General features: G+C 65.9%; 22 protein-coding genes. 10 read left to right on the forward strand and 12 right to left on the reverse strand.

All coding sequences use genetic code 11. The features are described 5' to 3' along the window. Positions 1 to 361: LGFP repeat-containing protein (locus tag ACFVTD_RS08270; protein ID WP_387560767.1), on the forward strand; the 361-nt coding region annotated here is incomplete at its 5' end. 20 nt (positions 362 to 381) lie between these two features. Here ACFVTD_RS08270 and ACFVTD_RS08275 read toward each other — a convergent pair. The 3 genes from ACFVTD_RS08275 to ACFVTD_RS08285 form a co-directional block, all read right to left on the reverse strand. Then, the gene (locus ACFVTD_RS08275) at positions 382 to 1218 is read right to left on the reverse strand and encodes an IclR family transcriptional regulator (RefSeq protein WP_387560769.1); all 837 of its coding nucleotides are present in this window, start codon (positions 1216 to 1218) and stop codon (positions 382 to 384) included. An 80-nt stretch (positions 1219 to 1298) separates the two neighbouring features. Continuing rightward, positions 1299 to 2555: an aminopeptidase P family protein gene (locus ACFVTD_RS08280; RefSeq protein WP_387560772.1), complete on the reverse strand. Its 1257-nt coding sequence runs from the start codon at positions 2553 to 2555 to the stop codon at positions 1299 to 1301. A gap of 104 nt (positions 2556 to 2659) precedes the next feature. Next, positions 2660 to 4030, reverse strand: coding sequence for an MFS transporter (locus tag ACFVTD_RS08285; RefSeq protein ID WP_387560775.1), 1371 nt, complete (start codon positions 4028 to 4030; stop codon positions 2660 to 2662). Between the two features lie 490 nt (positions 4031 to 4520). On the opposite strand from ACFVTD_RS08285, the gene ACFVTD_RS08290 reads away from it, so the two are divergent. From ACFVTD_RS08290 to ACFVTD_RS08300, 3 genes are read left to right on the forward strand one after another with little or no spacing between them, the layout of a single operon-like run. Then, positions 4521 to 5003, forward strand: coding sequence for a hypothetical protein (locus ACFVTD_RS08290; protein WP_387560778.1), 483 nt, complete (start codon positions 4521 to 4523; stop codon positions 5001 to 5003). Further along, positions 5000 to 6751: a DUF5671 domain-containing protein gene (locus ACFVTD_RS08295; protein ID WP_387561704.1), complete on the forward strand. Its 1752-nt coding sequence runs from the start codon at positions 5000 to 5002 to the stop codon at positions 6749 to 6751. The genes ACFVTD_RS08290 and ACFVTD_RS08295 overlap by 4 nt, the downstream gene beginning before the upstream one ends. A 46-nt stretch (positions 6752 to 6797) precedes the next feature. Then, a complete protein-coding gene (locus tag ACFVTD_RS08300) occupies positions 6798 to 8279 on the forward strand; it encodes a hypothetical protein (RefSeq protein WP_387560780.1) in 1482 nt (493 codons plus the stop codon). 316 nt (positions 8280 to 8595) lie between these two features. Here the strand turns inward: ACFVTD_RS08300 and ACFVTD_RS08305 are convergent, their stop codons facing one another. The 4 genes from ACFVTD_RS08305 to ACFVTD_RS08320 all read right to left on the reverse strand — a co-directional run bounded on the left by ACFVTD_RS08305 (position 8596) and on the right by ACFVTD_RS08320 (position 11657). Continuing rightward, on the reverse strand, positions 8596 to 8844 hold the full coding sequence (locus tag ACFVTD_RS08305) for a hypothetical protein (protein ID WP_387560783.1): 249 nt from the start codon (positions 8842 to 8844) through the stop codon (positions 8596 to 8598). A gap of 66 nt (positions 8845 to 8910) precedes the next feature. Beyond that, positions 8911 to 10845, reverse strand: coding sequence for an ATP-binding protein (locus ACFVTD_RS08310; protein ID WP_387560786.1), 1935 nt, complete (start codon positions 10843 to 10845; stop codon positions 8911 to 8913). A gap of 93 nt (positions 10846 to 10938) precedes the next feature. Continuing rightward, positions 10939 to 11346 (reverse strand): SRPBCC domain-containing protein, encoded by a 408-nt coding sequence (locus ACFVTD_RS08315; protein ID WP_387560789.1) that lies wholly within the window; start codon positions 11344 to 11346, stop codon positions 10939 to 10941. Beyond that, complete coding sequence (locus ACFVTD_RS08320; protein ID WP_387560791.1) at positions 11343 to 11657, reverse strand: ArsR/SmtB family transcription factor; 315 nt, start codon at positions 11655 to 11657, stop codon at positions 11343 to 11345. The genes ACFVTD_RS08315 and ACFVTD_RS08320 overlap by 4 nt, the downstream gene beginning before the upstream one ends. 162 nt (positions 11658 to 11819) lie before the next feature. Between ACFVTD_RS08320 and ACFVTD_RS08325 the strand changes: the two genes are divergently transcribed. Next, the gene (locus ACFVTD_RS08325) at positions 11820 to 12776 is read left to right on the forward strand and encodes a zinc-binding dehydrogenase (protein WP_387560794.1); all 957 of its coding nucleotides are present in this window, start codon (positions 11820 to 11822) and stop codon (positions 12774 to 12776) included. Between the two features lie 207 nt (positions 12777 to 12983). Next, positions 12984 to 13994, forward strand: a complete 1011-nt coding sequence (locus ACFVTD_RS08330) for a LysM peptidoglycan-binding domain-containing protein (protein WP_387560797.1) — start codon at positions 12984 to 12986, stop codon at positions 13992 to 13994. Positions 13995 to 14020: 26 nt separating this feature from the next. On the opposite strand, the gene ACFVTD_RS08335 is transcribed toward ACFVTD_RS08330, so the two are convergent. Continuing rightward, positions 14021 to 14344, reverse strand: coding sequence for a hypothetical protein (locus tag ACFVTD_RS08335; protein ID WP_387560800.1), 324 nt, complete (start codon positions 14342 to 14344; stop codon positions 14021 to 14023). 71 nt (positions 14345 to 14415) lie between these two features. Here ACFVTD_RS08335 and ACFVTD_RS08340 point away from each other — a divergent pair, with 71 nt between their 5' ends. Both ACFVTD_RS08340 and ACFVTD_RS08345 read left to right on the forward strand, forming a co-directional pair. Next, a complete protein-coding gene (locus tag ACFVTD_RS08340) occupies positions 14416 to 14775 on the forward strand; it encodes a VOC family protein (RefSeq protein WP_387560802.1) in 360 nt (119 codons plus the stop codon). 153 nt (positions 14776 to 14928) lie between these two features. Further along, positions 14929 to 16164 (forward strand): NYN domain-containing protein, encoded by a 1236-nt coding sequence (locus ACFVTD_RS08345; RefSeq protein ID WP_387560805.1) that lies wholly within the window; start codon positions 14929 to 14931, stop codon positions 16162 to 16164. Between the two features lie 88 nt (positions 16165 to 16252). Here the strand turns inward: ACFVTD_RS08345 and ACFVTD_RS08350 are convergent, their stop codons facing one another. The 3 genes from ACFVTD_RS08350 to ACFVTD_RS08360 form a co-directional block, all read right to left on the reverse strand. After that, positions 16253 to 16597, reverse strand: a complete 345-nt coding sequence (locus ACFVTD_RS08350; RefSeq protein ID WP_387560808.1) for a hypothetical protein — start codon at positions 16595 to 16597, stop codon at positions 16253 to 16255. Between the two features lie 116 nt (positions 16598 to 16713). After that, positions 16714 to 16848 carry a hypothetical protein gene (locus ACFVTD_RS08355; protein ID WP_387560811.1) on the reverse strand — a complete coding sequence of 45 codons (135 nt, stop codon included), beginning with the start codon at positions 16846 to 16848 and terminating at the stop codon, positions 16714 to 16716. Between the two features lie 254 nt (positions 16849 to 17102). Continuing rightward, positions 17103 to 18017 carry a patatin-like phospholipase family protein gene (locus tag ACFVTD_RS08360; RefSeq protein WP_387560814.1) on the reverse strand — a complete coding sequence of 305 codons (915 nt, stop codon included), beginning with the start codon at positions 18015 to 18017 and terminating at the stop codon, positions 17103 to 17105. Positions 18018 to 18208: 191 nt separating this feature from the next. On the opposite strand from ACFVTD_RS08360, the gene ACFVTD_RS08365 reads away from it, so the two are divergent. Beyond that, on the forward strand, positions 18209 to 18682 hold the full coding sequence (locus ACFVTD_RS08365; RefSeq protein WP_387560817.1) for a GNAT family N-acetyltransferase: 474 nt from the start codon (positions 18209 to 18211) through the stop codon (positions 18680 to 18682). A gap of 85 nt (positions 18683 to 18767) precedes the next feature. Here ACFVTD_RS08365 and ACFVTD_RS08370 read toward each other — a convergent pair whose 3' ends face one another. Further along, complete coding sequence (locus tag ACFVTD_RS08370) at positions 18768 to 19808, reverse strand: hypothetical protein (protein WP_387560820.1); 1041 nt, start codon at positions 19806 to 19808, stop codon at positions 18768 to 18770. 215 nt (positions 19809 to 20023) lie between these two features. Here ACFVTD_RS08370 and ACFVTD_RS08375 point away from each other — a divergent pair, with 215 nt between their 5' ends. Next, complete coding sequence (locus ACFVTD_RS08375) at positions 20024 to 20491, forward strand: hypothetical protein (protein WP_387560823.1); 468 nt, start codon at positions 20024 to 20026, stop codon at positions 20489 to 20491. Positions 20492 to 20493 lie beyond the last annotated feature (2 nt).

Genomic DNA, 20493 nt, shown 5'->3' on the forward strand with positions numbered 1-20493 from the left:
GTGGTCGCCGGCAACAGGCGCCCACATCACCACCGGCGCGATCGGTGCCGCCTGGGCAGCTGCCGGGTTCGAAAACGGCAGGCTCGGCTACCCCGTCATCGACCAAGTGGGCGGCCTCAAAGACGGCGGGGCGTACCAGAATTACCAAGGCGGGACCATCATCTGGTCACCGGCAACAGGCGCCCACATCTGCATCGCCGCCATCCGCTCCATCTGGGCCTCCACCGGCTATGAAAACGGCCGCCTCGGCTACCCCACGAGCGATGAGTACGCGACAGGCAATGACGGAAGCGTTGCCCAGAACTACCAGGGCGGCGTTATCCACTGGAGCCCCACAGGCTCCTACATCACCTGGCGATAAGGAGTGTGCCGGCGGCCGCGTCAGTTGGCCGGCCGGCCTCCCAGCCGGGTGGTCACTTTGGCGGCGGCGGCAACGCACGCCTCGCCCAGGCTTTCGAACTGCTCCTTGGAAACCCTGAAGCGGGGCGCTGGAATCAGGACGGCGGCCACAACGTCGCCGCGGTGGTCGCGGACGGGCGCGGCCACGCCCACTTCGTCCATGGACGATTCGCCGTAGTTCCCCGCCCATCCGCGCTGCGCAACATCCTGGAGCCGGGCTTCGTAAGCCGCCAGGCCGTCGTCGTCCATCCCCGGAAAGGTGATGGTGCCGCTCTTCAGCAGCTCCCGCACCCGCTCGGCCGGAAGGGTGGACAGGAAGACCTGGACGGAAGCGCTCATGGCGTCACGGTAGCGGGCACCGAGCGGGGTGGTGTGCTTGATCTGGTGGTGGCTGGCGATCTGCTCCACGCAGATCGCTTCGTCCCCGTTCCAGAGCATGAGGGCGCTGGTTTCCCCCGTCTGCTCGGTCAATTGCCGCAGCACCGGGTAGGCCACGCGGCGCTCCTCCATCTCCGCCAACAGCGGTCCGGCAACGGCGATGAGCCCCAGGCCCAGCCGGAAGCGCTTGGTTTCCGGGTCCCGCTCCACCAGGTTTTCCTGCTCGAACGTGGCCAAGATCCGGGAGACGCTGCTCTTGTGCATGCCCACCCGGTTGGCGATTTCGGTGACGCCCAGCAGGGGTTCGTCGGCTGTGAAGGTGCGCAGTACGGCGATGGCGTTGACGACGACGGAGGCGCCTTTGGCATCAGTCCCGCCATTGGTGCCGGCTCCGTTGGCGCTGGTGTCGGAAGTTTGTGCAGGAGTCATGGTGGAGACCATCTTTCCCTATGCGCGGGCATTTTGCCCGGACGGCGGAAACGGCGCCACGGTTCCGTGACGCCGTTTCCTGCTGCTGGTGGCTATGCCCCGATGATGTTCTTCTCCGGGCCGAACGGGAACTTGGTGATGTTCTCCACCGAGTTGTCCTCGCCGATGACCAGGATGTCGTGCTCGCGGTAGCCACCGGCACCCGGCTGGCCGTCGGCCACGGTGATCATGGGCTCCATGGAGACCACCATGCCCGGCTCCAGGACGGTATCGATGTCCTCACGCAGCTCCAGGCCGGCTTCCCGGCCGTAGTAGTGGCTGAGGACGCCGAAGGAGTGGCCGTAGCCAAAGGTGCGGTTGGCCAGCAGTCCGTTGCTGATGTAGATCTCGTTCAGTTCGGCGGCGATGTCCTTGCACACGGCGCCGGGCTTGATGAGTTCCAGGCCGCGCTTGTGGACCTCGACGTTGATGTTCCACAGTTCCAGGGAGCGCTCGTCCGGCTGGCCCAGGAAGAGGGTGCGCTCCAGGGCGGTGTAGTAGCCGGAGGTCATGGGGAAGCAGTTGAGCGAGAGGATGTCGCCCTGCTGCAGCTTGCGGGTGGTGGCCCAGTTGTGGGCGCCGTCGGTGTTGATGCCGGACTGGAACCACACCCAGGTGTCGCGGACTTCCCGGTCCGGGAAGGTCTTGGCGATCTCGTGGACCATGGCCTCGGTGCCGATCAGGGCAACTTCGTACTCGGAGATGCCTTCGCGGATGGCGTTGCGGATTGCTTCGCCGCCGAGGTCGCCGATGCGGGCACCGTGCTTGATGACTTCGATTTCCTCGGCGGACTTGATCATGCGCTGGCGCATGGCGTCCTGGGAGACGTCCAGCAGCTGGGCGCCCGGGAAGGCGGCTGCGATCTTCTCGCGGGTCAGGCCCGGGAGGAAGTCGTCCTCGACGCCCAGCCGGGTGGCCTTGACGCCGCGCTGGCGCAGCGCTTCCTGCAGGCCGAAGTAGAAGTTGTCCCGGCGCCAGTCTGTGTAGACGATGTTCTCGCCGTAGGAGGTGCGCCACGGCATGCCGGCGTCGATGTTGGCGGTAACGGTGACCGAGTCGTCGGCGGTGACGACCAGGGCGTAGTTGCGGCCGAACGTGGTGTACAGGAAGTCGGAGTAGTACTTGATGCCGTGGTAGCTGGTGAGGATGACCGCATCCAGTTCCTTGGCAGCCATGATCCTGCGGAGGCCGCCGAGGCGGCGCTCGAATTCCGCGTCGGAGAACGTGAGCTTGCCCTTGGTGCCGTTGTGAAGGACCTTGAGGCGCTCGAGTTCGGCGATGGAGGAGGCGTTGTCGGCAGTGATAGTCACGGGTGGTGCCTTTCTAGTGGTGCAGCTGCTGTTGGTGCAACTGGTGTTGGTTTGCGTCGTGAGGTTGGTCTGTGAACCCGGATGGGTTGGGGGCCTCTGGTTGGTCAGAGGTGCTTGAGGGGCTTCCGCGAGGTTTCTGCGGCGAACAGCACGGCCATGAGTGACACGGCCGATGCGGCCACGAGGTACCAGCCCGGCGCCAGCTTGCTCTGGGTCATGCCGATCAGCAGGGTGGCCATGAAGGGTGCAGTGCCGCCGAACAGGGCGTTGGAGAGGTTGAAGCTGACAGCGAAGCCGCTGTACCGGACTTTGGTGGGGAACAGCTCGGCCAGGAAGCTGGGCAACGTTCCGTCATTGAGGGTGAGCATGCCGCCCAGCAGGATCTGGACCAGGACGATCACCAGGAAGTTGCCGGTGTCCAGCAGCATGAAGGCCGGCACGGTCAGGAGCATGAACAGCACTGACGCGGTGATCAGCATGCGCTTGCGGCCGAACCGGTCCGAGGCGAGGCCGGTCAGGAAAATGAAGCCGATGTAGCTGGCCAGGGCGATGGTGGTGGCCAGGAAGGACTCGGTGGGGCCGAAGCCCAGTTCCTCCGACAGGTACGTGGGCATGTAGCTGAGGATGACGTAGAAGCCGACGGCGTTGAGCAGCACGGCGCCGCAGGCAATTATCAGGTGTTTGCGGTAGGTCCGGAACATGTCCAGCGCAGGGGCTTTAGGGGCGGATTCCTCTTGGTCGGCCAATGCGCGGAAGGCCGGGGTGTCTTCCAGCTTGGTGCGGATGTAGCGGCCGATCAGGCCCATGGGGGCGGCCAGCAGGAAGGGCAGTCGCCATCCCCACTCGTGCAGTTGGTCAGTGCTGAGTACTGAGCTGAGGAGCGCCGCGATCAAGGAGCCCAGGAGCAGGCCGGCGGCGGTGCTGGCAGGCACGACGGCGGCATAGAGTCCGCGTCGGTTGGCCGGAGCGTATTCCACCAGGAAGGCTGATGCTCCGGCGTATTCGCCGGCCGCCGAGAAGCCCTGGACCACGCGGACCAGTAGCAGCAGGACCGGGGCCAGTATGCCGATGGTTCCGTAGCCGGGGATGAGGGCGATGCAGAACGTGGAGACGGACATGATGACGATCGAGAGGGACAGCGCCTTGCGCCTGCCCAGCTTGTCGCCGATATGTCCCCAGAAGAAGCCACCCAGGGGACGGACGAAGAAGGAGATCGCGAAGACGGCGAAGGTAGCCAAAAGCGCGGTCTGTCGGTCTGCTTCGGGGAAGAACACCGACGAGATGACGGCTGCGAGGTAGCCGTACACCGCGTAATCGAACCACTCGACAAAGTTGCCGATGAAGCTCGCGGTCACCACCCGGCGCCGAACGTCCTTACCGGCAACAGCGTTGTCCGTGCCGCTGCCGGCCCCGTAGGGAGCGTTGGCGTCAGCGGCAACCACTCCTGCCTGGGGTGAGTTTTGTTGGGTACTCATAAAACCACCAATGATGTTGGAGTTGCATTCCTTGCAACTTGGTTGTTTCAACATAGGCCGTGACGCGCAGCACAGTCAATAGATTGCTCGATGATTAATTGTTGGATTGGTGCGCAACGACGCGGTAAGTTCGCCAGTCCCACCAGCGGCCAACAGACGGCAATTGTGTTGCAACAAGAGCAACTTCGTTGTAACAAGCGTGAAATGCGGCGCTTAACCCAGCCATGGCCGCCAAGCGGAAGGCTTGGCGGCCATGCGGTCTTCAGTAGGAAGGGAAGGGTGCTACCTGACCGGCTGGGGCTCGGCCTGGATCACCGGATGGTCGCGGTGCAGGTTCCCCCGCGCCGAGGCGCCCTGCGGAGACCCCAACCTCGAAGATTTGTAGTTAAACAACCCTTTTTCCTAATTATTGTGAAGATTCCGCCCCGCCACGCTGAAGTGGGGCCGAAAGACACCAGCGGATCACCGGCGCCTGACCCATACTTGCGCCATGGACGACACTGCTGCCACGGAACGCACCTCCCGAAGACCGGACCGGATCCTGCTGGCGCTGGTGGGGGTGGTGGCCGTACTGGTGGTGGTTGCGCTCGCAGTGGTCTTCACCCGCGGCGGCCCGGCCCCGCTGGATGAGTCGAGCCCGGCCGGCGTGGTCCAGCGGTACAGCAAGGCACTCCTGGACGGGGACGCCGCCACCGCCGCGTCCTACCTCACTGAGGGTGCCAAGATCAGGTGCCGGGGCACGTACGCCAACGATCCCGCGCCCGCCCGTGTCGTTTTGATTTCGACGACGGAGCGCACCGATACGGCCACGGTGAGGGTTTCGATTGTCCGCTCGTCCCAGGGCGGACCGTTCGGTCCGTCCGAATACGAGATGGAGGACGCCTTCTCGCTCCTCAAAGTGGACGGCAAATGGCTGATCGACCAGCCGCCATACCCGCTGGTGGACTGCAGCGTTGTACCGGTGAAGCCATGACGGCGCCGGCAGCACCCACGGTCACTGCCCCGGCCGGTGGCCTGGCAACCCTCCGCCGGCTGATCCTGTACGTCCTGCTGTTTGCCCTGGTGGTGATCGCGGCCTCGGGGCTCCAAGGACTCCTGGAACGGCTCTTCCGGACCGCGTCCACCCTGGTGTCCGGTGATGTCGCGGGACTGGCACTGTCCCTTGCCTTCACCCTGATCGGCGGCCCGCTCGCGCTGCTGCTCTGGTGGTTCGTGTGGAGGCGCCTGGACGACGAATCCGAGCGCAGGGCGCCCGGGTGGGGCCTCTACCTGACCGGGATGTATGCGGTCTCACTGATCATCAGCACCACGTCGCTGCTGAACCTTGCCACCTCATTCATTGACACGCAGGAGAGCCAGTGGCCGTCCCCGCTGGCCAACGGCATCGTGTGGTCGGCCATCTGGTGGTGGCACCGGTGGATGTGGAAGCACCCCCGCAAACCGTCATCGCATCTGGAGGACGTGCGGGCCGTCGTCGGCTCCGTCTTTGGGCTCCTCCTCGGTGCCGGCGCCGCCATCGCAGCACTGGGCAGCCTGCTGGACGTGGCGATCCGCGGTTTCGCGGCAGCGGCTTCCTTTGAACCGTGGTGGTTCCCCGTCCTGAGGTCCGTGGTGTGGGCTGCCGGCGGAGCGGCGGTGTGGTGGTGGCACTGGTTCCGGGAGGGCGGCCGGCGCTTCCAGACTGGGCTGGTGGACGTCACCATCATTGCCGTGGGCATTTTCGTCGCCGGCATCACGGCCCTGGGTGGCCTGGGAGTCATCCTGTTTGTCCTCCTGCGGCTGGCCTTCGACCGGAGCGGCCCGCTGAATGACCTGCTCGAGCCCCTCGCCCCGGCCATTGCAGCTGCCGTCGTTGGTGCGCTGGTCTGGCGCTACCACCGCACCACGTCCGTGACCCGCTCCACCAGGACGCGCCGTGCAAGCCTCCTGGTGACGTCCGCAGTGGCCCTTGCCGCAGCAGCTTCCGGCGTAGGGGTGGTGGTCAACGCGCTGCTGGACGCCGCAGTGTCGCCGTTGGCCGGCGGTGCCACCCGCACGCTGCTCCTTGGCGGCATCAGTTCCCTGGTGGTGGGAGCACCCGTGTGGTGGCTGGCATGGAAACCGAGGCACCAGCCGCGGAGCGCCGGCGAGATTCCGCCTGGCCGGCGCGTCTACTTGGTGGCATTCTTCGGCGTCAGTGCGGTGGTGGCACTCATTACCCTGCTGGTTATCGGTTACCGGCTCTTCGAATTCCTGCTGGGCGACGTCTCGGGCGGCAGCCTCCTGGACCGTGTCCGCGCACCCCTGGGCCTCCTGGTGGCAGCAGGGCTGGTGGCGGGATACCACTTCGCGTTGTGGCGGCATGACCGGGAGCTGCTGGCGGCCGCGGCTCCCATGCACAGGCACGCGCTTGAGCGGGTCACCCTGGTCAGCGGCTATCCACCCGGTGCCGTGGATCCCGTGGCACTGGCCCGCGGCATCGCTGAAGCCACCGGAGGCGCCAAGGTGACCACCTGGCTGCAGGCGGACGACGGCGGCGCCCGGGTTCCGCCGTCGTCCGCCCCTGCTCCCGGGCTGGAGGAGGCAGTGCGGCAGGTGGCGGCAGCGCTGGAAGGCGTCACGGCCCAGCACGTACTGGTGGTTGCCGGGCCGGACGACCGGCTGGAAGTCATCCCGCTGGCGGCCGCCAGCGTCGCTCCCGTCTTTGACAGCCCTGCGGCTGGCCGGGTCCTTCGGCCCTGATGTGCGGCGAGGCTGACGCCTGGCGGTGATGGAAGGGAGGCCGGCAATGGCTGCATGGGGACGCGCAGCGCGTGGCAGCGGTGCAACGGCACGCACCGCTGCAACGGAACGGAGCACCGCAACGGCACGGAGCCGCGGGCGCCGGGCAGGTGCCCTCGCGGCCGCCCTGCTCGCGCTGGCCGGGTGTTCGCCCGCCGGCACCCCTCCACCCAGCAACTCCCCAGCTTCCGATTTCCCGCCCGCGTCAACAGCGCCCGCAACAGGGTCACCGTCCGGACCCTTCTCGGACGCGGAGCTCGCAGCGATCATTAACGGCGTGGGACGGTCGCGCAACCTGCCGTATCCTACGGCCCAGGACTCAACCCGCCTCCGCTCGGGTGCGGCGAGCGGGTCCTTCCCGCAAACCCGGACGGAAACCACACCGGCTGACTGCGTTGCCCTGGTTCCCGGATCCCCGTTCACCCACTGGGCCGATACGGGCATCAACTTCGCTGACGGTGCTATGCCGCCGGCCGGCGGGGAATCCGGACCAACGACCACCATCGGGATCATCCTCAGGAGTGCGGAAAAGGAGTCCATCGCAAGAGCCGATTTTGGCTATCAGGACGACCTCTTGTCCCGTTGCGGGCAGTTCGACCTTGCCTATACGGAGGCGGGCAGAACCTCCACCTATGCCCTCCAGTTGCTGGCCGCTCCACCCATCGCCGACAAGCAGCATGCGTTCATGCAGGTCACCAAGCCGAGGGGCGCCGGGGACTTCGGCTCAGTGGGATTGCGCGTCCTGGACGGCACCTTGTCCATCACACTGACGCTCTCTGTTGCCACTTTGAACTCGGAAGCCGACGCCAGGCCGGCCCTGGCTTCGATGGCGGACTTGGCGAAGGAGCTCATCAGCGAAGCGGGCAAGCCTCAGGCACCGGCGGCACCAGGCGCTCCAAACTCGATGGCGCCTGACCAGATGGTGGCGCTGTTCAAGGGCATGACCGGCCCCGGCGGGGCGCCGGTGAGTTTGCCGCAGGCGCGGATCGTCGGGCTCCCCCAGGGCTCCACACCCACAGCTCCGCCGTCGCCGGCCGACTCCCCCTGCACCTTCGATGACCAGGCGTACACCGCGTCCCTGGCTGGTTCCGTCTCCGGGCAGGGGCAGATCCAGGGGGCCACCAAGATGGACTACACCGACCTCACGGTCGTCAACATGCCTTCCACAATGCAGCCGCCCTATCCGTTCGATACCAGGGTGGACAGGCTCCGCGGCTGCACGTCTGTGCTGGAAATCCTGTTCGAGGGCGGGAGCCGGACGTGGTCCCCTGTTGCTGGTCTGGACACAGGCATCACCGCTGACTCGAGCTACGCCGTGGCGTACCAGCTCAGCGACGGCACAGGCCAATGGCACGTGCGGTGCGGGGCGCGCAGGGGAACGCTGTCCATCGAGGCTGGCAGCGGCACGGCCTCCCAAGCCGAGGCACAGGCCAAGGCCGGGGAACTGGCATCCTTTTTCAACGCTGTCTTCTCTCGCGCAGGAAAGTGAATGTGCCGCCGGTCCACCCCTGCGCGCACCCTTCCTCAAGATTTGCGCAGTTTATCCGGCTGCTGGATTAACTCTCTTCCCTTGGCATCCGGCGGTGCCTAGTGTGGCCACACACGCTTTACGAGGGGGACAAGTGAACAGCTCAGTCGAAGGTCTTCAAGACGCCACCACCCAGGATCAGCAGCAGGTCGCAGCGGATCCACTGGACGTACAGCACCGGGTGGTGGAATGGACGTCGGACTGCCTTCTGACCCTGCGCAGTCCGGTCCGGTTCACACGCGCAGACTGGCCCTAGGGCCGGCCGGCGTCCCGGGGGCTAGCTGGACGCGTCCCGCTCGATTTCTTCGGCCAGGTCGTCCACTTCTTCGGGGCGGGCGTCGATGCCCGCGTCCTCGAACCGCTCCTCCAGGACGTGCGCTACGTCGTCCTGGACCTGGCCAAGCTGGATGTCGTGGCGGACGTCCTCGGCAATGCTCTCGGGTGTCTCTGCGTGCCCGGGTCCGGCCACGATCCCGTCGTTGCCGTCGAAGGGATCGTTGGCGCCGCCCGCTCCGGAATCAGTCATACTGCAGGGTTACCCTCGCGGGGCCGCTGGTAAACGACCGGCTCCAATGAGGCTGCCTGCCGGGCCTCAGCCTAGGAAGGTCCGGTGCACCTCGCTGCCGTAGCGGCCAATAATGGCCCGTTTGGCGTTTCGGAAGGCTGCGAGGTCGCCGGCCTGGCCATGCTGTTCCACGCGGCGCCGTGCCAGTTCGTCTGAGATCACGTCGAGGAAGAGTTCGGCGAGCAGGAGCCGGGCGGAGTCGCGGAACCGCCCCCGGCCGTCGACGTAGAGCTGGACTGTGGGGGCGGCGGTGTTGATGATGACCTTCCGTTCCTCTTCGGAGTACACGGCACGGTCCGTGGTGTTGTGGAGGTTCCTGAAGTCGTAGCCGGTAAAGAGGTCCACGCCGTGGTCCCGGCTCGCGCGGCGTGCCTGCCGGTGCGTGGCCGCCAATGTTCCGGCGGCACCACGGTGCGGCGGCTGGTCTGCGGTGCGGCGGGAGGCGTGGTCGGCGATGACCACCTCGCAGAGCGCCCAGTAGTCGCCGGCCCGGGCGGTAATCTGCCCCTGGTCCCCGGCCCGCTCCCCCGAGGCAGTCCATTCGAGCCGGAAAGGCTCCGCGAGCGCTCCGACAGGAACAGGTGCAGGCAGCGGATCCAACCGGATCGAGGTGGGAAGATCCAGGTCGAACTCCAACATTTCGCCCTGGGGCAGCTGGCGCGGATCCAGCAGCAGGGCGACGTGGAATGGATGCACCGGCGGCCGGTAATAGAAGGGCGTTGTGAACCGCAGTGCCGCTGGCGCTGGTGCCTCGGGTGCCTGTGCGCCGTTCCCGCTAAGGCCCACGGATGCTGTTTCCAGGCCCAGGTCCCGGACGGCGGCCTCGCTCATATGCTGCAGCAGGTGCTCGATCATTTCGGCCGTCCGGCCCGAGGTGGTGGCCCGTTCCAAATGGGTAAGCTTTCCCTTCTCCGCCTGGACGGGTGCCGCGATCATCCGGCTCACCGCGTGCGAGAACGCCGCAACGAACGGGTCCTTGGTGTTCAGGCCCTCGCGCTCGTCGCTGATGATGGCTACGCCCTTGCCCAGCATGTCGGTCAGCGCCGGGCACCTGACCATGCCAAAAAGGTATTCGGTGCCCACCTGGTTCTCGAACTCGAACATCTGGCAGTCGAGCACGGCCATGCCGGACTCCACCACCAGGCCGGCGGTGCGCTCGTCGCCCTTCAGTGTCAGCTCGACGCCCTCGGCCCGCTTCAGCGTGACGGTGAAGGCATACTCGGTTCCGTCCACGTTGAAGCTGCCGGGTGCATCCGGGCCCACGAGGGTTGTGGCCGGCGGTTCCCGGAAGCGGATGCCGTCGCTGGCGTAGTCCCCGTTCCCGGGATGTCCGTGCAGCAGTTCCACGGTGCGCCGCTCCAGGACGTCCCTCAGGTAGATGTTGTCCGCGAGGAGCTGAAGCAGGGTCGCCTGCTGGGTGATGGTGGCGTGCGGGTTGTCGACGACGATGGTGACCTTGGTGCCGTTGCCGCCCCCGGCTATGCCGAGCCGCGCGTAGTCCGCGGGGAATGCTTGCCGGTCAGCGCCGTCGTCGTCATACAGGTAGCCGCCGTTGCTTCCGCGGAAGATATCGATCCGGGTGAAACGCCCGGCCTGGATGGTTTCGATCCAGCCGTGGCCAAGGCCGAAGATGGCCTGCTTGAGTCCGCGGCCGAAGTAGCCGCGGCCTGCCCCTTCGCCGCGCGCCAGCGGGCTGTGGGCGCCGCCGTAGCTGAGGATGCGTCCGGCTTGCCCGAAGGACATGCCCTCCGCCTGGTCACTGACCGTCAGCACCGCTCCCGAGTGGTGCCGCTGGTAGCCGACCAGGATCCTGCCGGTTACGTTGCCGCCCGCTTTTTCCACCCGCGCGTAACTGTCATCGCTGTTGGTGATGAGCTCCACGAGCGCCTTCTCAACCGAGGCGAAGCGCCGGGAATCGATCCCGATCACGCGCTGGTCCACTTGGATCTGGGCAACCGTCATGGGTGCTTCCTTCGCTCACAACCGAAGCTGATGGGCCGGACCAAAAACGCAACCGCGGGCCGGCTACGTGGAGCGTAGCAGGAGGCAGGGAGGTCAGGACACCCCGGCAAGGACCCCATCGATGCGGGCCAGCAGGCCGGGCCAGCCGTTGCCCATCCCTTCGATGGCGTGGCGTCCCATGGGGGTGTCGAGCTGGAAGCCGGCGTGCTCGAAGTGGAGGACGGTGCCGCCGTCCACGGGCTCAAGCCGCCAGGTGATCGTGGTGTCCAGCTGGCCTTCGGAGAAGAGGAAGCTGATGGAGGTGCCGGGGTCAACGGTGAGGACTTCACACTGCTGCTGGCCCCAGGCGTCCATGTCCATGGTGAAACGGTGGCCCACCACCGGTGCGATGTTGCCCGGGGCCCACCAGCGGGCCAGGAGTTCCGGCGTCGTCAGAGCGGCCCACACGGCAGCTGCGGGGTGTGGGTAGCGGCGTTCAAGCCTGATGGCATTTTCCGTCATGTTGGTTTCTCCTCGTCCAGAAGGTCTGCCAGCGCGTCCAGCCGCTGGTTCCAGTAGTGCTCGAAGTGCTTCAACCAGCCGCCGATCTCGGCGAGGCCGCCAGGCTGGAGGTGGTACACCCTGTTCCGCCCCTGCCGTTCCTCGCGGACCAGCCCTGCGTTCCGGAGCACGGCCAAGTGTTCGGACGCGGCGGGACGACTGAGGTCCAGCAGGCCGGTAAGTTCACCGGCCGTGCGGGCCCCTTGGCGCAGTTCGTCCAGGATGACGCGCCGCGCCGGGTTGGACACGGCGGCGAAGACATCGGGAAGCACCACTCCATTATATGTCGGAAATGTCCGACGCATATTCCGCGCGGGAACGATGCGCGCCATGTTCCCCGCATCACACGAGAGCTACGCTGGGCCGAAAGAGGCGTAGGCTGTAATTGCATGCAAATGCATGAACTTAACCAACGGACCGAAGGAGAATGCCCCATGAAGGCATGGCAGTTCACCGGCACCAACAACCCCCTGACGCTGAACGAAGTGGCTGAACCCAGTGCGGGTCCGGGCCAGGTGGTGGTCAGCGTCAAGGCCGCCGGGGTGTGCCACTCCGACGTCACCGCCATCGACGACGCCGGTTGGATGCCGCTGTTCCCGGAGCTCCCCCGCACCATGGGCCACGAAAATGCGGGCGTCATCACCGAGGTGGGCGCCGGCATGGAGCACTGGAAGGTCGGCGACCGGGTTGGCCTCTCCCCCGTCATGAAGGACGGCGACGCGTTGGGTTACGGCAAATGGGACGGTGGCTTCGGACCCACACTCCTCGCCACCGACGACAACCTGGTGAAGCTGCCAGACGAAGTCTCCTTCGAGCTGGGCGCGATGGCAACCGACGCCGGGCTTACCGCGTACCACGCAATCATGGCTGTGGGCGGGGCCAAGGCGGGCATGAAGGTCGGGGTGATCGGCCTGGGCGGCCTGGGCTACATCGGCGCCCGCGTCGCAGCACTCTCAGGTGCGGAGGTCTATGGCGCCGAGGTCAACCCCGAGACGCAAAAGCTCGCCAATGAGATCGGCCTCGCCGAAGTGGCCGACTCCATTACCGCCTTCAAGGACAAGAACCTGGACCTCATCGTGGACTACGCCGGGTTCGGCACGACCACGTCCGCGGCACTTGAGACCCTCGCCGAATTCGGCACCCTAGTCCAGGTGGGCATGGGACGCCTCGAAGCGACCATCAACACCTACCCGCTGATCATCAACCAGCTGTCCATCAAGGGCTCCAAATCCGGCACCAAGGAGGACCTGGAGAACCTTTATGCCCTCATGAAGTCCGGCGAGCTGAACCCGCCGATGAACCTCATCAAGCAGGCAGATATCCCCGGCGCCATCGACAAGCTGCGCAAGGGCGGCGTGGTGGGCCGCTTCATCGCGGTCTACGAGGACTAAGTCCGCCACGACCGTTCCCAAGCGGACGACGACGGGCATGGCCCGACGTCGTCCGCTTGCTTTTTTGACGGCTGCTGCAGCGCGCCGGCGATTCATCCACTAGGCTCGCCTTGGTCCGTTGTGGGCCTTGACCCGGCTGCGCCGGACTTATTGGGGGGCAAATCCATGGTGGGAACCGGCAGTACATCCAAGGCGGCATCCAGGCGCGTGGCCTGGCCGCATGCCGCGGTTATGGTCCTGCTGCTGGCCGGGTTGGCGGGGTGTACCTACTCCGATCACCCTGCAGAGCCGGCGGCAGCCGTCCAGTCCACCCCCGCCCCCACCCCCACCACGTCTTCGGCCGCGAAGCCCGCGCTGAGCGGGGAAACCGTGCGGGACTCGTTTGGCAATGTGGACTTCTACACCACGGCAGCGGGCGACACGCTCGCAGCAGTGGCGAAGGCCTACAAGCTTTCGGAGGCGAAGGTGGCCGGGTTCAACGGACTCCAGCCCGGAGCCGTCATCCCTGCGGGCACGAAGCTCCGGCTGATGCCGGCCGGTCCAGGGCGGGGCGCCATGGGCGCCGCAACAGTTGACGCCAACGGCATTGCAGCGGATTACACCGTAGAACCCGACGACAGCCTGGCTGGCATCACCTACCGGTTCAACCTGACCGAGGAGCAGTTGGCGGAAGCCAATAAGGTTCCGTTCGCCTACGAAAAGGGGAACGTCTTCTTCATCCAGGCCGGAAGGGCCATCCGCCTGCAAAAAAACCCGGTGGACAGCCGCTCGGGGTCCGGCGCAGAGGTCAACAACTCGTTCGGCCAGACGGTCTTCTACACCACGGTGGACGGCGACTCGTTCGACAGCCTTGGCTACAAGTTCCGCTCAACCACGGCACAGATCCTGCTGTACAACCCGTCCTTGGCGGCGGACCAGCCCATTCCTGCCGGTACGAAGGTTCGCCTGATTCCGGGCGAGCTGAAGATCCAGGGTGCCCAGGGAACGTTCACCACCGACGCCAACGGTATTCCGCTGACCTACACCACCGCCCCAGGGGACACCGAGCGGCAAGTTTCGTTCCGCTTCGGTGTTGACCAGCTGCGCTCGGCCAACCGTCCGAGCTCGGGCCCCGCCGGGGCTTGGTATGACTTCACCGACCTGCCCAGCGGCGAATTGGTGCCGGGCCAGACCATCAGCCTGGCGTTGGACAAGCCGATCAACAAACCCAGTCCCTGACTTGCGCCGGCAGCCGGAGCGGCGCCCTACCTCCGGCTTCTTCCTGTACTGCTGGCGGGACTGGACCGCCGGCCCAGCCTGTAGCCAGCCCAGAAGGCGAGCAACAGCAGCCCCGCCACCATGACCGCCAACCCGATCTGGGTGCCTTGCGTGACGAGGGCCGCCCCGTTGGCAATGAACGGCTTATTGCTGAGCGGCGCGTACGCGAACCATCCGGTGAAGTCTCGGTTGAGGTAGGCGATCAGGACACCTGCCAATACGGCCACGACGCCCAACAAAGGCACTGCGGCGGCAGGAACTTTGGCGCGTCCGGATAATTCATTTTCTTCAGGTGTGTTGTCTTCCCCCATGCCCGCGAGTCTAGCCTTGCTCCGCTTCGCGGTACCTACCGGGCTCGGCGTATCGGGTCTAGGCTGGCCGGATGTTGACTATCGGAACCATTGTCCTCGGCGTCAACGACGTCAACGCCGCCACGAAGTTCTGGAACGATGCCCTCGGCTATGTCCCCCGGGAGGCCGGCGACGAGACGTGGGTGACCCTGGTGCCGTCGTCGGGCCCTGGCGCGGAACTGTCCCTCATGCTCAGCGAAACCCCGGTCCAGGACCACCCGCGGATCCACCTGGACCTGTATGCGGACGACCAGTCCGCGGAGGTGGAGCGGCTGGTTTCGCTCGGCGCCCGGCGCGTGGACTGGGACTCGTACCCGGAGGATCCGGACTTCGTGGTCCTGGAGGATCCGGACGGAAACCTGTTCTGCGTCATCGACAAAAGCCCAGGGTAGGACGTCCCGGAACGGGAACGCCGCGCGTGCCCGGGCGGCGGAAGCAGCGCCTGGTTCAGGCGGACGACGGCGGGTGCATACCCGCCGTCGTCCGCTCGCGTGTCGCGGCAGCAACGCCGCCCCGGACCCGGGCGCGGCTGGCACACTGAGCCAATGAACAAGGCACCCGAACCTGCGCGCCGGCCTGGCATCCGTGCGGCGATGTTTGTCGATTTCGACAATGTATTCACCGGCCTCCAGGCCCTGGACCCGGCCGCGGCGAGGCGCTTTGCCGAGGACCCCAAGCAGTGGGCCGATGCCCTGTCCGATGGCGGAGCCGCTGACGACTCGCGGAGGTTCCTGATCCGCAACTGCTACTTGAACCCCATGGTGTACTCCAAGTACCGCCCCTACTGGACGCGGGCTGGATTCCGCGTAATCGACTGCCCGTCGCTGACGCAGCGCGGAAAAAGCAGCACGGACATCAACCTGGTGCTCGATGCCATGGATGCGCTCTCCGGAAGCGTGGCCATCGAGGAGTTCTTTATCGCCTCGGCCGACGCAGATTTCACCTCGCTGATCCAGCGGTTCCGCGCAGCCGACCGCATGACCACCGTCATCGCCGCCGGTGCGGTGGCCTTCGCTTACCGGGAGATGGCGGACCACGTGGTGGAGTCGCATGACTTCGTGGCCATTCTTAACGGCACCACCGCCGAACCCATCCATGCCGTGGTTTCGGCGAAGCAGTCGCCCGGCCCCGCAGCGGCGAAGTCAAAGCCGAAGACCGGTTCGCCTGCGGTGGCTGAGGTGCTCAGGTTCGTCCGGTCCGCGCCCGGCCCGGTGAAAGGGGCCTTGGTGGCGCACCGGGCCCTGAGTGAAGAGCCGTCGCTGAAGACGGACTGGGCCGGCCTTGGCAGATTCGGAGCGTGGGTGGCCCAGATCGGCAAGGACATCGAGTACTCACCGGCCAGGGGCGGGTGGGTGTGGGACGCCAAGCGGTTCTCCGCTGAGGACCTTCCCGCTCCCGCCGAGGTCCAGCCCGGCGTCGAGGAGCGGGTTACCCGGGTGACGGATGTACCTGCATTGTCGGCGGCCCAGTTTCGGCAGATCTTCACCTCCATGGAAGCCCGCCTCAGGGAACATCAGCTCAATCGGAACGAGCTGGCCCGGCAGGTGCGGGACGACTGTGTCAGTGCCGGTGAACCCGTTTCCCGCAATGCCGTGAACTTTGTGCTGCAGGGCTTGGCGTACGCCGATTTCCAGTTGCGGGACGATGCGGCCGCAGCGGAGATTGCTGCCGCCTGGACAGCCAACGTGGAGGAACTTTGCCGGGTGGCGCTGCTGGAATTCGACGCATCAGAAAAGCTGGCCGTCCGGCGGTGGGCGAGCGGCGGGTTCCTGGAAAAGTGAGCAGAGCGGACGACGGCGGAGACTCATCCGCCGCCGTCCACTCCCCCCAACAGTGTGGCCCGGCACGCACCGTTGAGTGCCGGGCCGGCTACGCTGCGAGCGGCAGGTCGAACAGTTGCTCGGCAAGCCTGATGAGGTGGCGGGGAGCGTCGCACTCGCCGTCCAGCCTGTCGCGGCCCAGGAACAGGGCAGTCCCCTGGATGGTCCCGTCGAGGTCAATGCCGGCCTCGCGGATGAGTACTTCCGCGCGCGGATTCGTGGTTGGCATGTTGGCGTGGCTGTCCAAATAGACGTGCCAATCGGTGCCGGTGAGGAGGCCAATGCCGCCTGACGCAATTTTTTGGAAGGCCGTCTCGTCAAGGTCGATCGACCGGATGTGCACTGGCTGGGAGAGCCGGGTGGGAACGACGAGGGCGTTGTGGGAGGTCATCATGGTGGTGTCCTTTGGCTGATCCCCGGGCCTCGGGCGCGGTGTTACGCGGTGTTGCTTGCCGGGGTGGTGCGGGCGGCCGCGGGCTAGGAGTCCCGGGCGGCCGCCCGCTGGCACGGTCAGCGCTGGTTTTTGCGCGGTTTTACAAAACTGAGCTCACTGTTTTCGCTTTTAGCTCTCTTTTCGGCACGTTTCTCCAGGATTGACTTGCCGGCCTTTTTTGCGGCGCCGCTTTTGGGGGATTTTCCGGACATCGGAATCACGCCTTTCTTTGCTTTGCGTTACCGGATACCATACCTGCTTTTATTTTTTTATCCAGCCCTGGGAAGGCGCATCTGGAGACGTCCTGTGGCGCCTCCAGACGCAGGGGGAAGGCAAAGCCGAGGACGCGGGGCCATTTTCCGTAGTTTGTTCCGACAGGGAATTTACCTTTCTTTTGTCTCGGCGCAGAAAAGCCGTTAGAAACCCAGCCGGAGCCTACAAAACAACCCTAAATTCGCTTTTTGCCTCACATCCAGAATTCACCGAGTTTCCCGGCCAGGGCTTTGCCCTGGCTGTGTCCGGCGTGCGCCGCGGCCGGCCGGAGTGAAAGGTCCATGGCGTTGGCACCGAACATGTGCTCGGCTCCGCTGTCCGGGGAAACCACTTCGACCGTACTGCCATGCGCATGGAGCTCCTCCACCTGCGCGGCGAGCTGCATGCCCCACTCAAGCGGCATCCGCGTCCTGCCGCCGAAGGGTGAGAGGACCAGGACCCGGCCACACCCGGCGGCCAGGTCGGCGTTCTCATTCCGCCGGTAGCCGCCGTCAATGTAGCTCCTGTCTCCAATCCGGTAGGCGGAGCCGCTGGAGCAACTAGCGGCGACCGCGTCGACCAGGTCGACGCCGCCGGACCGTTCGAACACCCCCGGTTCACCGGTACCGGCATCCACCGCTGTGATCAGCAGTTCATGTTCCGGCCATTCCTGTGTTGTCAGCCGGGCCGCGACGGTGGCCCGCCACCGCCCGGAATGGTCATAGTCCTCCGCCAGGTCGATGGCGGCGGCGCCCATCCTGCGGCGCATGTCGGCCGCGGTTGCGGAGCCGGCGATGATCCTGCCGGTCCGTTCCAGGTGGTTTGGAACCGGGCTGCCGGGCGACGGAGATACGGCAGGGCGCGGCCGCTGCGGTAGCGGTGCGTCCATGACGGCGGCATAGAGCACCGCCGGACTGGCCCCGGCGATCTGTGCAGCGGCCGTGGATCCTGCCGATGTTCCGATGACACGGTCTGCGCCGGTCACGTCCAGCCCGGCCTCTGCCAGGCCGGCGAGGACGCCGATCAGCCAGGCGTTTCCTGTGGAGCCCCCGCCGCCGAGGACCAGGGAGCGCCCGGAAGTCGCCGCCGGAAGGGCGCGCGGGACGGATGAAGAAGGTGTGGTGTTCATGGGAGTCGCCTTTCGCGAATTTACCTGTGCGGCGCTCCCGGTGGGCGGCTGGGTCAGCCGCGGATCGTGGACTTCGGGGGAGCACCCATTACGGATACAGCGTTCATGGGTCTCACCTCCTGGAGTCGGTTCACGATCAGGGGAATCTTGGCACACGGGCGCTGGTGTTCGCAACGGGTAAATTTGGAGCGATGATTTCGATTGACCGGGACAGTCCCACGCGCGATGACGTCCGCCTGCTCCTGAGCGAACACCTCGCGGACATGTTCGCCACATCGCCGGCCGAGAGCGTCCACGCACTGGACCACTCGGCTCTGTCCGCCCCGTCCATCACGTTCTGGACAGCCCGCGAGGACGGCGACCTTCTGGGGTGCGGCGCGCTCAAGCTGCTGGACTCCCCCGCCGTCACGGCGAGGCATGGCGAGATCAAGTCCATGCGCACCACAGCAACCGCCCGGGGCCGGGGCGTGGCCACCCTCATGCTGGCGCACATTCTTGGTGACGCCCGTGCGCGGAACCTTGAACGCGTCTACCTGGAGACCGGAACCGAGGACTACTTTGCGCCCGCGCGGCGGCTTTACGCCCGGCACGGATTCACGGAGTGCGCGCCGTTTGCCGACTACGTGCTGGACCCCAACAGCGTGTTTATGGAACTCCTTCTGTAGTCCCGCCAAAGGAAAGCAGTCCCACCCAAAGGAAAGCGGACGACGGCGGGTGGGCGCCCGCCGTCGTCCGCTTTCCTTTGCGCTGCTACTTGCTGAAGGGGACCTTTTCCCAGCTCAGCACGTCGGCGCCTTTGGCGCTGTTGCCGGCGACCGTAAAGCGGACGTAGTCCACGGCGTTGTTGGCGCCGTCCACCGTGATGCGCTGCAGTTTGTCGGCGGCGGGTGAGCCGTAGATGTCCAGCCAGGGTGAGCCCGCGGCGAGGGGCTGGTTCTCAGCGAAGACGTGGCTGTCGCCGTTGACCAGGTAAACCGGGGCGTCGAAGTTGTTGGTCTCCTCGACCATGGCCTGGACGATATCGCGGAAGCCGGAAACCGTTGCCGGGTTGGCGGTGGCGTCGGCCAGCAGCGACGGATCGAACATGTCGGCCTGCTGCATGAGCACCACGGCGCGGTCGTTGCTGCGCCTGGCCTCAGCGAAGGTCTGGTGGATCTGCGCGATGACCGCGTCCGTCCGGTGTTCCACCTCGGCGAGCTGTTCCGGCGTGGGTTCAGTCTTGCCCAGCCCGCTCCACGGCAGGAGGGAGTTGTTGCTGCCCTGGACGTTCAGCACGGAGAAGGCCACTCGGTTCTTCTCGAAACGGACGTCCTCCGGGAGGCCCAGGTTCTCCTGCGACTTCACCGGCATGGTGGCGCCCAAGGTCTTGCCGGGCTGGTTGAAGAAGACTTCCCGGATCTTGTCCAGGCGCTCCAGGGGATTGTAGGCGCCATTGTTGGTCCGGTGGCAGTCCACCCACTCGTTGTCCCCCGGCGTGTAGACCAGGGGATGGGTGAAGGTATCGAACTGGGTGCGGATGTAGGAGAAATACTGGTCCGAGCAGACGGATGAGCCGTTCTTTATATCGCCCACGTGTGCTACAAACTTCAGGTCCTTGTCCGCGTTGAGGTCCTGGATGCGGGACGGGAACCTGGCGATCTCGGCCGCGCCGTAGGGGATGTCGCCGATGGCAGCGAAGCTGAAGGCCTGGTTGCCGTCGGCGGTGTTGTCTGCGGCCTGGGCGGGAGTTGCCACTGTTCCCGCCAGGGTGGCAAGTACGGCAAGAGTGGCAAGGGCGGATTTCACGTACACGGTGTACTCCTTGAACGGGGATGTTCCGCCCGGCTCATCGGGAGAGACTGGACAGAGGGTGCCCGCCAAGAATGCTTGACCAGGGATAACGGTGGTGGGCTTGCCGGTGGCCGTCTGGTGAACGGGCAAGGACAGGACGCTTCGCGGGTGCCGAGCGCCCAGGTGCTGGGGGCGTGGCGTTATGCTGGGGAACCAGCTTTCAGTGGGGGGATGATATGAAAGCCAGCATCACTTTTGCCGTGTACGCCGCCGCGGTCCTGTTCGTGGGAGCATGTTCTGCCCAGGGATCCCTTCAGCTGCCGTCCAAAGGTCCCGATCCGGTCATCCAACATGAGATCACCACCAAGCTGATCGTCTCGGCTGGGGGTGCCAAGGCGGTCACGGTGGAGGATGTATCTGCCGGGCCCCGGGTGGAAGCCAAAGTTGCGGGCAAAGTCTCCCGCGACGGTGCAGGGTGCGTCACGCTCCTGGCGAGTGACGGCGATGACTGGACCCTGCTCTTCCCGCCGGGCACCACCTTCCGCGGCGAAGCCGTTGTCCTCCCCGACGGCACGTCACTGGCCCAGGGCGATCCGGTGACCCTGGACGGAAACCGGGGGCCCGCCAACGACGGTGCGAGCATGTGCTTGAACTACGCCAGGCTCCTCTCGGTCGACGCGGCAGCAGTGGGTGCGGGCGGCTGACG

Origin of the sequence: Pseudarthrobacter sp. NPDC058119, from assembly GCF_042884655.1 — a bacterium.
GTDB lineage: Bacteria > Actinomycetota > Actinomycetes > Actinomycetales > Micrococcaceae > Arthrobacter.

Bases quoted from the DNA above. Each gene is read 5' to 3' on its own strand.
- ACFVTD_RS08325 (WP_387560794.1), top strand. From the start codon at position 11,820: ATGAAGGCATGGCAGTTCACCGGCACCAACAACCCCCTGACGCTGAAC.
- ACFVTD_RS08275 (WP_387560769.1), bottom strand. From the start codon at position 1,218: ATGGTCTCCACCATGACTCCTGCACAAACTTCCGACACCAGCGCCAAC.
- ACFVTD_RS08350 (WP_387560808.1), bottom strand. From the start codon at position 16,597: ATGATGACCTCCCACAACGCCCTCGTCGTTCCCACCCGGCTCTCCCAG.
- ACFVTD_RS08315 (WP_387560789.1), bottom strand. From the start codon at position 11,346: ATGACGGAAAATGCCATCAGGCTTGAACGCCGCTACCCACACCCCGCA.
- ACFVTD_RS08310 (WP_387560786.1), bottom strand. From the start codon at position 10,845: ATGACGGTTGCCCAGATCCAAGTGGACCAGCGCGTGATCGGGATCGAT.
- ACFVTD_RS08355 (WP_387560811.1), bottom strand. From the start codon at position 16,848: ATGTCCGGAAAATCCCCCAAAAGCGGCGCCGCAAAAAAGGCCGGCAAG.
- ACFVTD_RS08360 (WP_387560814.1), bottom strand. From the start codon at position 18,017: ATGAACACCACACCTTCTTCATCCGTCCCGCGCGCCCTTCCGGCGGCG.
- ACFVTD_RS08290 (WP_387560778.1), top strand. From the start codon at position 4,521: ATGGACGACACTGCTGCCACGGAACGCACCTCCCGAAGACCGGACCGG.
- ACFVTD_RS08305 (WP_387560783.1), bottom strand. From the start codon at position 8,844: ATGACTGATTCCGGAGCGGGCGGCGCCAACGATCCCTTCGACGGCAAC.
- ACFVTD_RS08375 (WP_387560823.1), top strand. From the start codon at position 20,024: ATGAAAGCCAGCATCACTTTTGCCGTGTACGCCGCCGCGGTCCTGTTC.
- ACFVTD_RS08295 (WP_387561704.1), top strand. From the start codon at position 5,000: ATGACGGCGCCGGCAGCACCCACGGTCACTGCCCCGGCCGGTGGCCTG.
- ACFVTD_RS08345 (WP_387560805.1), top strand. From the start codon at position 14,929: ATGAACAAGGCACCCGAACCTGCGCGCCGGCCTGGCATCCGTGCGGCG.
- ACFVTD_RS08285 (WP_387560775.1), bottom strand. From the start codon at position 4,030: ATGAGTACCCAACAAAACTCACCCCAGGCAGGAGTGGTTGCCGCTGAC.
- ACFVTD_RS08335 (WP_387560800.1), bottom strand. From the start codon at position 14,344: ATGGGGGAAGACAACACACCTGAAGAAAATGAATTATCCGGACGCGCC.
- ACFVTD_RS08340 (WP_387560802.1), top strand. From the start codon at position 14,416: ATGTTGACTATCGGAACCATTGTCCTCGGCGTCAACGACGTCAACGCC.
- ACFVTD_RS08365 (WP_387560817.1), top strand. From the start codon at position 18,209: ATGATTTCGATTGACCGGGACAGTCCCACGCGCGATGACGTCCGCCTG.
- ACFVTD_RS08300 (WP_387560780.1), top strand. From the start codon at position 6,798: ATGGCTGCATGGGGACGCGCAGCGCGTGGCAGCGGTGCAACGGCACGC.